Raw genomic sequence first — 13,264 nt, 5'->3', positions numbered from 1 at the left:
CCCTTGAAGACCACCTCGAGGACTCGTTACGGACAATGGAATGTGATACACCAAGAGTCCATTCCATCGTCGCGTGGCCGTGGATCATGAGTTCACTTTTGAATTAGAATTGGAATTACCCCTTTGCAGGACCTGGCCACCCTTGAAAGGGGAGACCAGGTCCTGAAGCGGCAGCAGTGCAACTGCAGCAGCGCCGAAAAGGTCAGGCCTTATTTGGCGCTTTTCACCACCAGGTTATTTTCGGTAGCCTGTACATTTTTGATGCCACGGGTAATTTCCAGCGCCCTATCGATGCTTTGATTGGAATCAACAATGCCGCTCAACCGCACAACGCCCCCTTTGGTCGTCACGGTGACCTGGGAAGACTTGAGTACCGGGTCTGCCAATATTTCTGCCTTCACCCTGGCGGTGATGGCCGCGTCATCCATAGATTCCACGGCTTTTTCAATTTTATTGCCTGCCTGATCAGTTGCTTGATCCACCTTTTTACTGGTTTGCTCAACCGCCTGATCCACCTTTTGCCCGGCCTTCTCAGCCGGCCCGTCTTGCTTGCATGCGGTCAATCCAAGAACAGACGCCATGACCACGACAGCCAGAATACTTTTATAAGACGCGTTTATTTTCAATTTCTCTCTCCAGTTAAATTTTTCCCAGTAACATCAGGACGATTAAAATAATTAAGATGAGCCCAACCGTGCCGCCAGGCGCGTAGCCCCATGATCGGCTATGGGGCCATGATGGAATGACTCCCAACAAAATCAGTATCAGAACGATGAGTAATATTGTGCCCAGTGACATATTCAGTCCCTCGTTGATTAAAGGTTATACTGCGAGTCATTTGTTACAGATCTGACGCCCTTGATTTTCGTTGCATGCATCAATGTTGTTCGCCTCGATATAAGGAGGTTAGACACGCACCGAATGCATCAACCCCAAAATACCGATGACAATCAAATACACTGCCACGAAATAATTTAAGAACCTCGGTACAAGCAGAATCAATATGCCTATGAGGATGGAAAATATCGGCTGCAAGGCAATGTTGGCGAGATTGACGTTCATGGATGCCTCCTGGTTTGGGACAACTCGTTCGTGTTCAACTGAAAGTCGACTTTGCTTACGCCGCATGCTCACTGCTTCTCTGCTTCTAGTAAGGCAAGTCCAATGCCCGAAAAGAGGCGAACCGCTAAAGATTCAATTGTCATGCTATTACAGGTGGTTGATTGTAAGTCTGTCGTTTCCAAGGGGGATTGGGGCAGCCAGGATGTGTTGCGGTCAACGCAATCGTTGCGTTGTTGACCTTGGTGTCGCAGGGTTGCAGGATTGTTATTAGGCGGTGAGGATTGTGCCTGTGGGCGGCACGCGGAATGAACATGGAATCATGGTTTCAACGTGCCGAGTGTCGAGAGGCCGGGACGCTGGCCGTCAGTTGTTGCAGTTCGCATTATTTATGGATATTCCGGCGAGATGTGCTGTGGTTTCTCCCGGGTTTGCCTGATGACGGCTTCAGTTGCAACCTTGCTGCGCATCCGTTTGATCGACGAATTTTGGTCGGCCAGCTTCGGGGGCGATTCAGCAATGGGGTTGTCTGGATTCGTGCAGGACAGGCATTGTCAGGATGTTCCTTGAAAGCGTGGTTGTGCCAGGGGCGTATAGTGTAGCGGCGCCAATTGAAGTTGGCGCTACTATTAAGTTGCGCGCAACGGTGTATTTGGCTCAGGATCTCTTTGGTGAGAGTTTTTGTGTTGCATAATAAATTGAAAATATTCAATTTGTTGCAAAATTTGGAATGCATTGAGGTCAAGGACCGGGAATTGCACTTTCCTCATCAAAATGAGGCAACTCTTGCCAATGAACAACTGATTGCAACCCTCTGCAATGAGGGCGGATCTCAATGCACCTCCACTGTTCGTCCGGTTGTTCAGGAATGAACCGCACGCAGCAAACAACTCTGAGCGGCTTCGCGCGAGTGGCGCTGGCGGCGCATCCGTGGTCGGCGGAGCTGCAGGAGCCTTCACCGGATGTATCTTCGGTGAACATCACCAATGAGGCGTATGCTGGCCAAGCAGCGCCAGATAAAAAACGCACCCGAAAGCTTTGAAGCTGAACGAGTGCGCTGAAAGCATGGCCGTGCAAGAAAGGCGGTCATGCATTTTTACGTCCAATGGTTTGGTCGTGCGAACAGCGAGTTGGGTCGGAACGCCATCGTGGCGCGCAGTAACAATCCCGCAGGGAATCCCGGCGGATTTGGGAGTTGTTGAACCTGATCAATCCGATCAACCCTGCCAACTCGCCAAAGAAAACCCCGGTCTCTGCGGCGACGACGCTGGCCAACCGCCGGGAGCACGCGATCCAGGTGCGAACAACGTTCAGGTGGGCAGTTTGTAGGCCGGAGCGGCAATTCGTTTTGGATAAAGAGAACAAAGAACTCTAGAGGAGATAAAAATGAAAAAAATCATACTGTTGATCGTCTTGATGGCAACGCTGGCATCCCTTGGCGGCTGTTTCTGGGGCTACCCTCCAGGCCATGACCGGGGTGATGATCGCCACGACCGAGACGACAGATATGACCGGCCCAGGAACGATAGGCCGGATGAACGAAGATAAGGGGTGTTGAGAGAGGAAGCGTCGTTAAATAGTGCGATGAGACAGAAACATCGGGCACTGTGCGCGCATGATTGACGCCTGCGTTTTTCTCGGCGCCAAGGTTGATTGCTGGCGCAACGCAGAGCTGGCCGCTTCTTCTGGATGCACATTGTCTAAAGACTTGTTCGCAACGCGCCATTTTTTGGGCAAGCGAGCATTGCAAGACACGCCAACACAACAAAAAAGACAGGAGGTTCCGTCTATGAAAATCAAGGCAGGGGTATGGATCGATCATCGCAAGGCCGTCATCGTGTTGCTCTCCTCCCAAGGTGAAGAGACTTTGGAGATTACATCCAATATCGAAAAACATCCGGGGCGGAGTGAGGGCAACAATCCAACGGCGCCCTACGAAGCGCAGCTGGTCAAGGCCGACGATAGCCGGGAACGCAAGTTTGCGGGCCAGCTCGACCAATATTATGCGGAGGTGACAACGGCCTTTCGCAGCGCCGAATCCCTCCTGATTTTTGGTCCCGGCGAGGCCAAGGGAGAGCTGAAACGGCATCTTGAAAACGCCAAGCTCGGCGAAACCATTGTTGCGGTGGAACCTGCCGACAAGATGACGGATCGCCAGATCGCAGCAAAAGTGCGCGATTATTTCAAGGAATAGAACCAAGCTGAGGCGTGCATGGAAAAGCCAATGAAAACCCTAGCCGCCGCCATGTCCCCAAAAACGCGGCTTGACTTGACTGACGGCGCCGTCCGGCCCTGTTGTACGCCGGCTGGTTCGTGGAGTCGCTCTTCACCCAGCCCCTGATCATCCCTGTCCTTCGCACCAACAAAATCCCGTTTATTGAAAGCCGGGCGAGTTGGCCGTTGATTTTCACCACTGGCAGGCGCGTTTGGCTTTGTGCCTCCGCCTCCGCGCTCCTGGCTCTTTTGGGCCGTCATCGTGCTGGGTTACGCGGCGCTAACGCAGTTGGCTAAGGCCTGGCTTAGGCAGGTTTGGCGAGTAACGGAAATAATGCGTTCCAAAGGCAACGCAACTGAAAGCACAGCTCGAATTTTTAGGCGCTGGCGGCGAGAACCGACAGCTTCGGCTCAAATGGAGCTGCGCCAGCAAATCCTCAACCACCCATCAAGGAGTATTGGCTATGCAAAAGAAGCTACGAGCAGTTGTTGTATTGGCAACGGGGCTGAGTGTACTGGTTTCCTCCGATCTAGGGGGCAATCTGATTTCTCAGGCTTCGGCTGAATCCACGACGGCGGCACGCGCAAATGCAGCCAGGACCCAAGAGGCGGAGCCTTCCCACGTAAGCGTCAACCCCTCGCCCGAAACCCCGGACGGCGTCCTTTTGATGCAGGCGCAGGCGCTCTTTGGCAAACTGCCCGCCACCATGCCCGGGAGCGAGCGGGACACTCCCGCCATGATTGCGCTGGGGAAAAAGCTGTATTTCGAGCAAGGCGTTTCGATCAACAAAACCCAATCCTGCAACTCGTGCCATCCCATCGACAACAAAGGCGCAGGCGCGGACAATCGCAAAACAGGCAAAGGCGCGGAAGGAAAATTTGGCGACCGCAACGATCCAACAACCTTGAATGCCGGGTTTCAGATTGCCCAGTTCTGGGACGGCCGCGCAGCCACGCTGGAGCAACAGGCCCAGGGGCCGCCGCTCAACCCTATTGAAATGGGCATGCCCAATGGGGCTGCGGTGGTCGAACGGCTGAACGGCATACAAGAGTATCCTGCAGATTTCAAAAAGGCCTTTCCTGGCGACAATGACCCGGTGACGTTCGACAATTTTGCCAAGGCGATTGCCGCCTTTGAACGAACCCTGATCAGTCGGGGCCGTTTCGACCGGTTCATGGAGGGGGACAAGCAAGCGCTCACCGGACAGGAAATGGAAGGCATGCGGACCTTTGTCAATGTCGGCTGCGTGCAGTGCCATAGCGGCCCCAACTTGGGCGGGATGACCTTCCAGAAAATGGGCGTGTTCCATGCGTACAACAACGACTCGGATCTTGGACGCGTTAAAGTCACCAAGCTTGAGAGCGACAAATTTGTGTTCAAGGTTCCCATCTTGCGCAACGTCACCATGACCGCCCCGTATTTTCATGACGGCGAGGCGGGCAACTTGGCCGAGGCAGTGGATCAGATGGGGTACCTGCAACTGGACAAGAAGCTGCAAGACGCAGACATCAACGCCATCCTCCGTTTTTTGACCACCCTGGCCGATGCCGAGCGCACCACAGCGCCGCCAGTAGAGCCAGCAGCGCCAGTTACGCCAGTAGATGCGGCAAAGTCTTCAGCCGCTTGGACGCCGCCGCAGATGGAGGATATCCCCCAGGGAGAGTCCGGTGATCTCATTCGTTACGGCGCCCTGCTTTTATCCGATACCTATGTGCAACTTGGCCTGGGCGCGAAGGAGGAGAAAATGCGCTTTTCAGGAAACTCGCTGAACTGCACGAGCTGCCACATGGATAACGGCACCAAGCAGTTTGGCCTGCCGTGGATGGGCGTGAGCCAGGCGTATCCCCAATACCGTGGTCGGGAAGACAAGGTGCAGGGACTTGAGGAGCGGATTAACGGCTGTTTCGAGCGCAGCCTGAACGGCAAGGCGTTGGCTGTGGACAGTAGGGAAATGAAGGCCATGGTCGCTTATATGAACTGGTTGTCGAAAGATATGCCCAAGGATGTGTACGGCCTGGGAACACCCAAATACGAAGGCCCGAACCGCAAGGCTGATGTGAATAAAGGGAGGGAGGCGTATAGCCAGTTCTGCATGTCCTGCCACGGCGAGGACGGGGGCGGCTATCAATCCATGTCGGCCGGAAAGTCGGGCAACCATGTCGCTCCGGCGCTCTGGGGCGCCGCCAGCTATAACAACGGCGCGGGAATGAACCGAATGCTGACCACCGCTGCATTTATTTACAGCAACATGCCGTTGGGAACGCCGTGGAATCGTCCGGCTATCGCCAATGAAGCCGCCTATGACGTCGCCGCGTATCTCAGTTCCAAGGAACGGCCGCAGATGAGCGGCCTGGAGAAGGACTATCCAAAACTTGCGAAAAAAGCGGTAGACTGCCCGTATCCGCCCTATGCCGATGATTTTTCCCAAGAGCAACATCAGTATGGGCCGTTTCAGCCAATAAAAGCGGCGCAGAACAAGAAATAAGCACGACGGGAAGCGCGAGGCAGAGGGCATGCATGGTCGATTGCGCCGGGAGCGGACAGCAAGAGGATAAACTCCACACTAATGCGTGCACGGGCGCAAAGATTCAAGCATCCCTCTGCCTCTGCCGTCGATGTGGCGGCATACGGTGATCCCAAGCCATGCAAAACTTATTTGGCACAGATAATGTGAACACAAGGTTAAAGCTTAAAGGCGATTGGGCAAGAATCGTAAATAGATCCGCAAATTGCTTGCCAAGGCGCATGGAGGAATAATGAACGAAGGCAGCGCAGAAGCAAACAGGCGTGTGCATTGATGCAAAACAAAAGGGGCGAAAGTGAAAATGACTCAAGATGAATTTCGTGTGCGGCCCGGAGAAAAGATACATCTCAAGCAGTGCCCGACGATTGTCGAGCCTCTGTGTACATCACAGAAGCAATATAAGAAACTCCTTAAAAAGCAGGTTGAACAATTGGAGGATCTGCAACGCCTCCTCTATGCTTCCAATCGCTATTCGGTACTGCTCATATTTCAAGCGATGGATGCTGCCGGCAAGGACGGCGCCATTCGGCATGTCATGTCCGGCGTCAATCCACAAGGTTGCCAGGTTTTCAGCTTTAAACATCCGAGCGTAAGCGAATTGGAGCATGACTTTCTCTGGCGCACAACCACTTGTTTGCCGGAACGGGGCCGAATCGGCATTTTCAATCGGTCCTATTACGAGAAAGTGCTCATCGTTCGCGTGCATCCGGAGATTCTCATGAGTCAGGGGCTTCCGGATGAGCAACTTGACGAAAAGACCATCTGGAAGCAGCGGTATCGTTCCATTGTGGATTTTGAGGCCCATCTCCACCGCAACGGCGTCCGGATCGTAAAATTCTTTCTCCATCTCTCGAAGGAAGAACAGCGAAAGCGATTTCTTGAGCGCATTGACAATCCGGACAAAAATTGGAAATTCAGCAATGCAGATTTGCAAGAGAGGGAATACTGGCCGGCCTACATGGAAGCCTACGAGGCTTGCCTCAACGCGACAAGCACCCTGCATGCGCCTTGGCATGTTGTTCCCGCCGACCACAAAGAGAATGCGCGGCTGATTATTTCCCAGATCATTGTCGACACTCTTCAAGATTTGAAGATGCAATATCCGGAAGCGGATAAGACGCGCCGCGACGAGTTGCAAGCTATTCGTAAAATTCTCAGCTGATTATATGCTGTACCCTCATTTTATGCCCTGTGTGAGCGACGCAATTGAAGAACCAAATGACAGACAACGCCAGTTCCACCAACCTCGGGACGGTGACCCTGATTCGGGGCAGTGTCGTGGATGTCCATTTTGCAACGCATTTGCCGCCCATCCACTCCTTGCTGCACGCGCAAGAGGGGAAAATCGCCATTGAAGTGCTTGCCCAACTCGACGCCCATTGCGTTCGCGGCATCGCTTTAACCGCCACCCAGGGACTCGCCCGCGGCATGAGGGTGCAAGACACCGGCGGGCCGCTTATGGCCCCGGTCGGCAAAGGAACCCTTTCCCGCATGTTCGACGTGTTCGGCAATGCCATCGATCGTCTGGAGAAACCCACTGACGTCGAATGGCGCTCAGTCCATCGAACCCCACCACCCTTGGCGCGGCGTTCCGCCAGATCGGAAATTTTTGCAACCGGGATCAAGGCCATCGATGTGCTGCTGCCCCTGGAACGAGGCGGCAAAGCCGGCCTGTTCGGTGGAGCAGGAGTGGGCAAAACGGTCTTGCTCACCGAAATGATTCACAACATGATCGGCCGCCAGAAAGGAATCAGTATTTTTTGCGGCATTGGCGAACGATGTCGTGAAGGCGAGGAGTTGTACCGTGAAATGAAGGAAGCCGGCGTGCTGCCGAACATGGTCATGCTGTTTGGCCAGATGAACGAACCTCCCGGCAGCCGCTTTCGCATCGGCCATGCGGCGTTGACCATGGCCGAATATTTCCGGGATGACGAGCATCGCGACGTGCTGTTGCTGATCGACAATATTTTCCGTTTCATCCAAGCCGGCATGGAGGTGTCGGGGCTGATGGGGCAGATGCCGTCGCGCCTGGGCTATCAGCCCACCATGGGCACCGAGCTTTCCGGGCTGGAGGAACGCATCGCCAACACCGACGCCGGCGCCATTACCTCCATCCAGGCGGTGTATGTGCCGGCGGACGACTTGACCGACCCGGCCGCGGTTCACACCTTTTCCCACCTCTCAGCATCGATTGTCCTTTCGCGTAAACGGGCAAGCGAAGGGCTCTTTCCGGCTATCGATCTGCTCCAGTCCAGTTCCAAGATGGCCACACCGAGCATTGTCGGTCAGCGGCATTACGGCCTGGCGCAGGAAATTCGCCGGACACTTGCGCAGTATGCTGAACTCAAGGACATCATTGCCATGCTCGGCCTTGAACAGCTCTCGCCCGAGGACCGCAATGTGGTCACCCGCGCCCGCCGCCTGGAGCGTTTTCTCACCCAACCTTTTTTTACCACCGAGCAGTTCACCGGTCTCAAAGGAAAGATCGTCAGCCTCGATGACGCCCTCGACGGCTGTGAGCGCATCCTCAATGATGAATACAAGGATTCTCCGGAACGGGCGCTCTACATGATCGGAGCAATTGCCGAGGCGAAGAAAAAAGCCCGGCCGGACACGCCTGCCGCCAAGCGCGAGGCCAAACCTAAACCACAGCCGACGAATTCGCCACCGAAACAAGAACCAGAGGTCGAACATGCAGCCAACACGCATGCAACTTAAGGTGCTTCTCCCTTTCCAGATTTTTGCTGAAAAAAGTAGCGTTTCTCGCATTGTTGCGGAGACGCGGGAAGGCTCGTTTGGCCTGTTGCCGCATCGTCTGGACTGCGTCGCAGCTCTTGTTCCCGGCATTCTGATTTTCGAAACCGAAGCGGAAGGTGAAGTGTGCGTGGCTGTGGACCAAGGGGTGTTGGTCAAAACCGGATTGGATGTGGTCGTCTCGGTACGCAATGCCGTCGGCGGCACGGATCTCGGGCAGTTACGGGAGAAGGTGGAGGCGGAGTTTCTGACCCTGGACGAACGGGAGCAGAACGTTCGCTCGGTGACGACGAAACTGGAAAGCGGGTTAATTCGTCGCTTGGCGGAGTTTCAGCATGAGTGAACCGGAACACAAGGACAGCAAAGGCCGGATTTCGTTCAGTGAGGAGGTCGGCCTCAAGGCGGAGCGTAAACTCAAGGCACGGCGGAATCCCACACCGGGGGTCTGGTCCGGCCTCGGCATGATGGGGCTTGTCGGCTGGTCGGTGGTTGTGCCGACGCTGCTCGGTGCAGCCCTCGGGCTCTGGTTGGATAAATTCCATCCGGGCAAGCATGCCTGGACCTTGGCCTTATTGGTGGCCGGCCTCATAGTGGGCTGTTTGAACGCCTGGCACTGGGTGGCCAAGGAAGAAAAGGCGATGCGGGAAGAGCAGGAGAAGGCTGATGAATGAAACGTTGATGTTGCCCCTGGCGCTGGCTGCAACCGCAGGATGCACCTTGGGGGCGCTGTTTTTTGGTGGCCTGTGGTGGACGGTTCGCAAGGCGGTTTCGTCCCAACGGCCGGCGTTTTGGTTGTTCGGCAGCCTGTTGTTGCGAACGAGCACGACCCTGGCCGGATTTTACTTTGTCGGCAGCGGTCACTGGCAGAGGTTGCTCGCCTGTTGCCTGGGTTTTGTTCTCGCACGTTTTATCGTTGTGCGGTTAACGGCAGCACCGGTTCCCAGCCCGCGCATTTCCGGTAAAGAGGTCGACCATGCGTCTCAGTCCTGATCAAATCATTTTCTGGCAGCACGGATTTTTCAAGCTCAATGCCACTATTGTGTACACCTGGGGCCTGATGCTGGCGCTGGCAGTCGGGTCGTATCTGATCACGCGCCGACTTTCCAGAGGGCTGCAGCGTTCCCATTGGCAAAATCTTGTGGAAATCGTCGTCACCGGCATTGAGCAACAAATCAAAGAGGTGGGCCTCAATCAGCCCCGACAATATCTCGGCTTTCTGGGCACGCTCTTTCTGTTTGTCGCCGCTGCCAGCCTCTGCACGATCATTCCCGGTTACGAACCGCCGACCGGATCGCTTTCGACGACTGTCGCTCTTGCGCTCTGCGTCTTCGTAGCCGTACCGTTTTTCGGCATTGAGGAACAAGGCTTAGGCGGCTATCTCAAATCCTACGCTGAACCGACGGTCATCATGCTGCCGTTTAACATTATCAGCGAAATTTCACGCACACTGGCCCTGGCGATCCGACTCTTTGGCAATATGATGAGCGGGGCGATGATTATCGCAATTCTGCTGACCATCACGCCCTTCCTCTTTCCCATTGTCATGACCGTGTTGGGCTTGCTGACCGGCATGGTGCAGGCCTATATCTTCAGTATCCTGGCCGCGGTGTACATCGCCGCCGCCACGCGAGTCCGTCAGCCTTCGCCTGAACCCGAGGCGCAAGGAAAAGAGTAAAGAACAACGACCACACAAGGAGTTCCTATGTACGACAACATGACGATTATCGCGGTGGCGTCCATTGTCATCGCCGGCATCACCACCAGTTTTGGTTGTTTGGGCCCGGCATTGGCGGAAGGCAGGGCGGTTGCGACGGCGCTGACGTCCCTGGCTCAGCAACCCGACGCCTCCGCCACAATAACCCGGACCTTGTTCGTGGGTCTGGCTATGATCGAGTCCACTGCCATCTATTGTTTCGTGGTCTCGATGATTCTCCTTTTTGCCAACCCCTTTTGGAACTACGTCATCGCCCAAACCCCAGGGAAGTAAACCTATGCTTATCGATTGGTTCACTGTCGGCGCCCAGACGCTCAACTTTCTCGTTCTGGTATGGTTGCTGAAGCGCTTTTTGTATAAGCCCATCCTCCATGCCATCGATGCGCGGGAACAACGGATTGCCGCAGAGCTGGCCGATGCCGACGCGAAAAAGGCCGAAGCCCAAAAGGAGCGCGACGTATTCCAGCAGAAAAATGAGGCAATTGATCAGCAACGCGATGATCTGTTGCGCAAAGCGACCGTCGAGGCCCAGGCTGAACGTCAGCGACTGCTTGACGAGGCGCGACAGGCGGCCGAAGCCTTGAGTTCAAAACGGCAGGAGACGTTGAGAACCGAGGCCCGTGATCTGCAGCAAGCCATTCGTCGCCGGACTCGGGAGGAGGTTTTTGCCATCACCCGAAAGGCGCTGGCGGATCTTGCTGCCACCAGTCTGGAAGAACCTCTGGTGGCGGTGCTCCTGCAACGATTGCGAGGGATGGACGGCAAGACCAAACAAGGTTTTACCGAGGCGCTTGAGAAAAATGCCGACGCCTTGATCATTCGCAGCGCCTTTGCCCTGCCTGCGGAGCAACAGGAAACGATGCGCCAAGCGATCAATGCAATTTTTTCGGCGGAAACTCGCGTCCAGTTCGAAACCGCGCCTGATCTGATCTGCGGCATTGAACTCGCAACCAATGGGCACAAGGTGGCGTGGAGCATTGCGGATTATCTGCTTTCGCTGGAACAGGGCGTCGACGAACTGCTGAAAGACAAGGCCGGGCCCGAAACAAAAGAGACCACGCAGCATGAACACTCCCAGGTTGAGGCCCAGCGCCCATGAACAGGGAACCTGACACCCTTGAGAACGTGCTCGACAGCGCCTTTGCCGTGATAGGCCAAGCGCGGGCGGCGTTTACACCGCAACTGGCGCCAAGGGAGGTGGGAACAATCACCAGTGTGGCCACCGGCGTCGCCAAGGTGTCTGGCCTCCCCGGGGTGGGCTTTGATGAATTGGTGACGTTTCCCGGCGATGTTCTGGGGATTGCGTTTAACGTGGACGCAGATGAAATTGGCGTGGTCCTGCTTGGCGAGTATTGGCGCCTGCAGGCCGGTGATGAAGTGCAGCGGACCGGTCGGGTCATGGACGTTGGCGTGGGCGATGGGCTGCTGGGCCGCATTGTCGACCCCCTGGGACGCCCCCTTGACGGCAAGGGGCCAGTGATCGCCAGCCATCGCCTGCCTGTGGAACGGCCTGCGGCGGCCATCATGGATCGTGCGCCCGTCACCGCTCCCCTCCAGACCGGTCTCAAAGTTGTCGACGCGCTCATTCCCGTGGGCCGCGGTCAGCGCGAGCTGATTCTCGGCGACCGTCAGACCGGCAAAACCGCGATTGCCATTGACGCCATTCTGAATCAGCGCGACCAGCAGGTGCGCTGTGTGTATTGCGCCATCGGCCAGCGTGCGTCCACCGTGGCCAAGACCGTGGCGACCTTGCAGGAAAAGGGCGCCATGGAGTACACCGTTGTGGTCGTCACCGAGGGCAATGATCCACCGGGTCTTGCCTACATTGCCCCCTACGCCGCCACCAGCATCGCTGAGTATTTCATGGAAGCGGGGCAAGACGTGTTGATTGTGTATGACGACCTCACCCACCACGCCCGCGCCTACCGTGAACTCTCTTTGTTGCTGCACCGTCCGCCTGGGCGGGAAGCCTTTCCGGGCGACATTTTCTATATTCACTCGCGGCTGCTCGAACGGGCCACCCATTTGAGCCCGGAACGCGGCGGCGGCTCGCTCACGGCTTTGCCCATCATTGAAACCGAGGCGCAAGACATCTCCGCCTATATCCCGACCAACTTGATTTCCATCACCGATGGGCAGATTTACCTCTCTCCGGCGCTGTTTGAATTGGGCGTGATGCCGGCGGTCGATGTCGGCAAATCGGTTTCGCGCGTTGGCGGCAAAGCGCAACGGGCCGCATATCGGGTGGTGGCGGGCGATCTCAAGCTGGCCTATGCGCAGTTTGAGGAGCTTGAGACCTTTTCGCGGTTCGGAGCCCGCCTGGATGCCGACACCCGTACAATTATTGAACACGGGCGGAGAATTCGCTCCTGCCTGAAGCAACCGGAATCAAGCCCTGTCTCCGTGCCCGCGCAAATCGCCGTATTGCTCGCCTTAATTGCCGAACTCTTTGATGATGTGCCGCTTGAGCGGATGCAACAGGCCGAGAGCGCCGTGCAGGAGTCGGCAGCGGACATTCCGATGGAAGTTCGCACGCGCTTGGATACCGCCGGAAAATTGAACGAAGAGGATCGCGCCGTCATTCTCGATCTTGCCCGGCAGGCGCTCAAGGAGTTCACGCTCGAATCAAGCTCCCCGGCCAAGAACGAGCCACTGAAGGAAGAGACATAAGCGATGCCTCTGCCGCGTCTGCCTCTGAGAAGAAGGAACGAACTAACGCCATAAGGGAGGAGAATACAAGAATGCTCACGAGACTACGCCACTGGTGGCAGGAAAAACGGTCGAGTTTCTGGTTCATCCCCGCCATGATGGTGTTGGACGCTGTTCTACTCGCTACCGTGCTGATAACCATTGATGCGACCGTCGACCTGCATATGGTCGAGCGTTGGCCGCTGTTCTTCGGCGCCGGTGCGGCTGGAGCGCGCAGCCTGCTCACCGCTGTCGCCAGCTCGATGATTACAGTGGCGGGGGTGGTGTTCTCCATCACCCTCGTGGCCCT

16 protein-coding genes are annotated in these 13,264 nt (G+C 55.9%); 13 read left to right on the top strand and 3 right to left on the bottom strand.

Annotated features, from left to right (window positions below):
• Positions 1–209: 209 nt before the first annotated feature.
• From RCH93_RS07540 to RCH93_RS07535, 3 genes are all read right to left on the bottom strand, one after another.
• Positions 210–626 carry a BON domain-containing protein gene (locus RCH93_RS07540; protein ID WP_306547727.1) on the bottom strand — a complete coding sequence of 139 codons (417 nt, stop codon included), beginning with the start codon at positions 624–626 and terminating at the stop codon, positions 210–212.
• A gap of 13 nt (positions 627–639) precedes the next feature.
• A complete protein-coding gene (locus tag RCH93_RS17900; protein ID WP_373693270.1) occupies positions 640–798 on the bottom strand; it encodes a DUF3309 family protein in 159 nt (52 codons plus the stop codon).
• A gap of 108 nt (positions 799–906) precedes the next feature.
• Positions 907–1,062 (bottom strand): DUF3096 domain-containing protein, encoded by a 156-nt coding sequence (locus tag RCH93_RS07535; RefSeq protein ID WP_306547726.1) that lies wholly within the window; start codon positions 1,060–1,062, stop codon positions 907–909.
• Between the two features lie 865 nt (positions 1,063–1,927).
• Here RCH93_RS07535 and RCH93_RS07530 point away from each other — a divergent pair.
• From RCH93_RS07530 to RCH93_RS07470, 13 genes are all read left to right on the top strand, one after another.
• Positions 1,928–2,101, top strand: coding sequence for a hypothetical protein (locus RCH93_RS07530; protein ID WP_306547725.1), 174 nt, complete (start codon positions 1,928–1,930; stop codon positions 2,099–2,101).
• Positions 2,102–2,674: 573 nt separating this feature from the next.
• Positions 2,675–3,253 (top strand): hypothetical protein, encoded by a 579-nt coding sequence (locus tag RCH93_RS07525; RefSeq protein ID WP_306547724.1) that lies wholly within the window; start codon positions 2,675–2,677, stop codon positions 3,251–3,253.
• Between the two features lie 484 nt (positions 3,254–3,737).
• A complete protein-coding gene (locus RCH93_RS07520) occupies positions 3,738–5,759 on the top strand; it encodes a cytochrome c peroxidase (protein ID WP_306547723.1) in 2,022 nt (673 codons plus the stop codon).
• Between the two features lie 340 nt (positions 5,760–6,099).
• On the top strand, positions 6,100–6,960 hold the full coding sequence (locus RCH93_RS07515; RefSeq protein WP_306547729.1) for an ADP-polyphosphate phosphotransferase: 861 nt from the start codon (positions 6,100–6,102) through the stop codon (positions 6,958–6,960).
• Positions 6,961–7,016: 56 nt separating this feature from the next.
• Positions 7,017–8,516 carry a F0F1 ATP synthase subunit beta gene (gene atpD / locus RCH93_RS07510; RefSeq protein WP_306547722.1) on the top strand — a complete coding sequence of 500 codons (1,500 nt, stop codon included), beginning with the start codon at positions 7,017–7,019 and terminating at the stop codon, positions 8,514–8,516.
• Positions 8,506–8,895: a F0F1 ATP synthase subunit epsilon gene (locus RCH93_RS07505; RefSeq protein WP_306547721.1), complete on the top strand. Its 390-nt coding sequence runs from the start codon at positions 8,506–8,508 to the stop codon at positions 8,893–8,895. Before atpD ends, RCH93_RS07505 begins: the two co-directional genes overlap by 11 nt.
• Complete coding sequence (locus tag RCH93_RS07500; RefSeq protein ID WP_306547720.1) at positions 8,888–9,223, top strand: AtpZ/AtpI family protein; 336 nt, start codon at positions 8,888–8,890, stop codon at positions 9,221–9,223. The genes RCH93_RS07505 and RCH93_RS07500 overlap by 8 nt, the downstream gene beginning before the upstream one ends.
• The gene (locus RCH93_RS07495; protein WP_306547719.1) at positions 9,216–9,542 is read left to right on the top strand and encodes an ATP synthase subunit I; all 327 of its coding nucleotides are present in this window, start codon (positions 9,216–9,218) and stop codon (positions 9,540–9,542) included. Before RCH93_RS07500 ends, RCH93_RS07495 begins: the two co-directional genes overlap by 8 nt.
• The gene (locus RCH93_RS07490; protein WP_306547718.1) at positions 9,526–10,227 is read left to right on the top strand and encodes a F0F1 ATP synthase subunit A; all 702 of its coding nucleotides are present in this window, start codon (positions 9,526–9,528) and stop codon (positions 10,225–10,227) included. The genes RCH93_RS07495 and RCH93_RS07490 overlap by 17 nt, the downstream gene beginning before the upstream one ends.
• Positions 10,228–10,254: 27 nt before the next feature.
• Complete coding sequence (locus tag RCH93_RS07485; RefSeq protein WP_306547717.1) at positions 10,255–10,539, top strand: F0F1 ATP synthase subunit C; 285 nt, start codon at positions 10,255–10,257, stop codon at positions 10,537–10,539.
• A 4-nt stretch (positions 10,540–10,543) separates the two neighbouring features.
• Positions 10,544–11,365 (top strand): F0F1 ATP synthase subunit B, encoded by an 822-nt coding sequence (locus RCH93_RS07480; protein ID WP_306547715.1) that lies wholly within the window; start codon positions 10,544–10,546, stop codon positions 11,363–11,365.
• Positions 11,362–12,936, top strand: coding sequence for an alternate F1F0 ATPase, F1 subunit alpha (locus RCH93_RS07475; protein ID WP_306547714.1), 1,575 nt, complete (start codon positions 11,362–11,364; stop codon positions 12,934–12,936). Before RCH93_RS07480 ends, RCH93_RS07475 begins: the two co-directional genes overlap by 4 nt.
• Before the next feature lie 71 nt (positions 12,937–13,007).
• On the top strand, positions 13,008–13,264 hold a 257-nt coding region (locus RCH93_RS07470), incomplete at its 3' end, for a DUF2254 family protein (protein ID WP_306547713.1).

Source organism: Desulfobulbus sp. (assembly GCF_030824455.1).
Taxonomy (GTDB): domain Bacteria; phylum Desulfobacterota; class Desulfobulbia; order Desulfobulbales; family Desulfobulbaceae; genus Desulfobulbus.
Note: the sequence above shows the minus strand (reverse complement) of the source record. Positions and strands in the feature narration are given on the sequence as shown.

What these genes read in the sequence shown, in the direction of transcription:
- RCH93_RS17900 (WP_373693270.1), bottom strand. Translation starts at nt 798, where the DNA reads ATGTCACTGGGCACAATATTACTCATCGTTCTGATACTGATTTTGTTG.
- RCH93_RS07535 (WP_306547726.1), bottom strand. Translation starts at nt 1,062, where the DNA reads ATGAACGTCAATCTCGCCAACATTGCCTTGCAGCCGATATTTTCCATC.
- RCH93_RS07530 (WP_306547725.1), top strand. Translation starts at nt 1,928, where the DNA reads ATGAACCGCACGCAGCAAACAACTCTGAGCGGCTTCGCGCGAGTGGCG.
- RCH93_RS07525 (WP_306547724.1), top strand. Translation starts at nt 2,675, where the DNA reads ATGATTGACGCCTGCGTTTTTCTCGGCGCCAAGGTTGATTGCTGGCGC.
- RCH93_RS07520 (WP_306547723.1), top strand. Translation starts at nt 3,738, where the DNA reads ATGCAAAAGAAGCTACGAGCAGTTGTTGTATTGGCAACGGGGCTGAGT.
- RCH93_RS07515 (WP_306547729.1), top strand. Translation starts at nt 6,100, where the DNA reads ATGACTCAAGATGAATTTCGTGTGCGGCCCGGAGAAAAGATACATCTC.
- atpD (WP_306547722.1), top strand. Translation starts at nt 7,017, where the DNA reads ATGACAGACAACGCCAGTTCCACCAACCTCGGGACGGTGACCCTGATT.
- RCH93_RS07505 (WP_306547721.1), top strand. Translation starts at nt 8,506, where the DNA reads ATGCAACTTAAGGTGCTTCTCCCTTTCCAGATTTTTGCTGAAAAAAGT.
- RCH93_RS07500 (WP_306547720.1), top strand. Translation starts at nt 8,888, where the DNA reads ATGAGTGAACCGGAACACAAGGACAGCAAAGGCCGGATTTCGTTCAGT.
- RCH93_RS07495 (WP_306547719.1), top strand. Translation starts at nt 9,216, where the DNA reads ATGAATGAAACGTTGATGTTGCCCCTGGCGCTGGCTGCAACCGCAGGA.
- RCH93_RS07490 (WP_306547718.1), top strand. Translation starts at nt 9,526, where the DNA reads ATGCGTCTCAGTCCTGATCAAATCATTTTCTGGCAGCACGGATTTTTC.
- RCH93_RS07485 (WP_306547717.1), top strand. Translation starts at nt 10,255, where the DNA reads ATGTACGACAACATGACGATTATCGCGGTGGCGTCCATTGTCATCGCC.
- RCH93_RS07480 (WP_306547715.1), top strand. Translation starts at nt 10,544, where the DNA reads ATGCTTATCGATTGGTTCACTGTCGGCGCCCAGACGCTCAACTTTCTC.
- RCH93_RS07475 (WP_306547714.1), top strand. Translation starts at nt 11,362, where the DNA reads ATGAACAGGGAACCTGACACCCTTGAGAACGTGCTCGACAGCGCCTTT.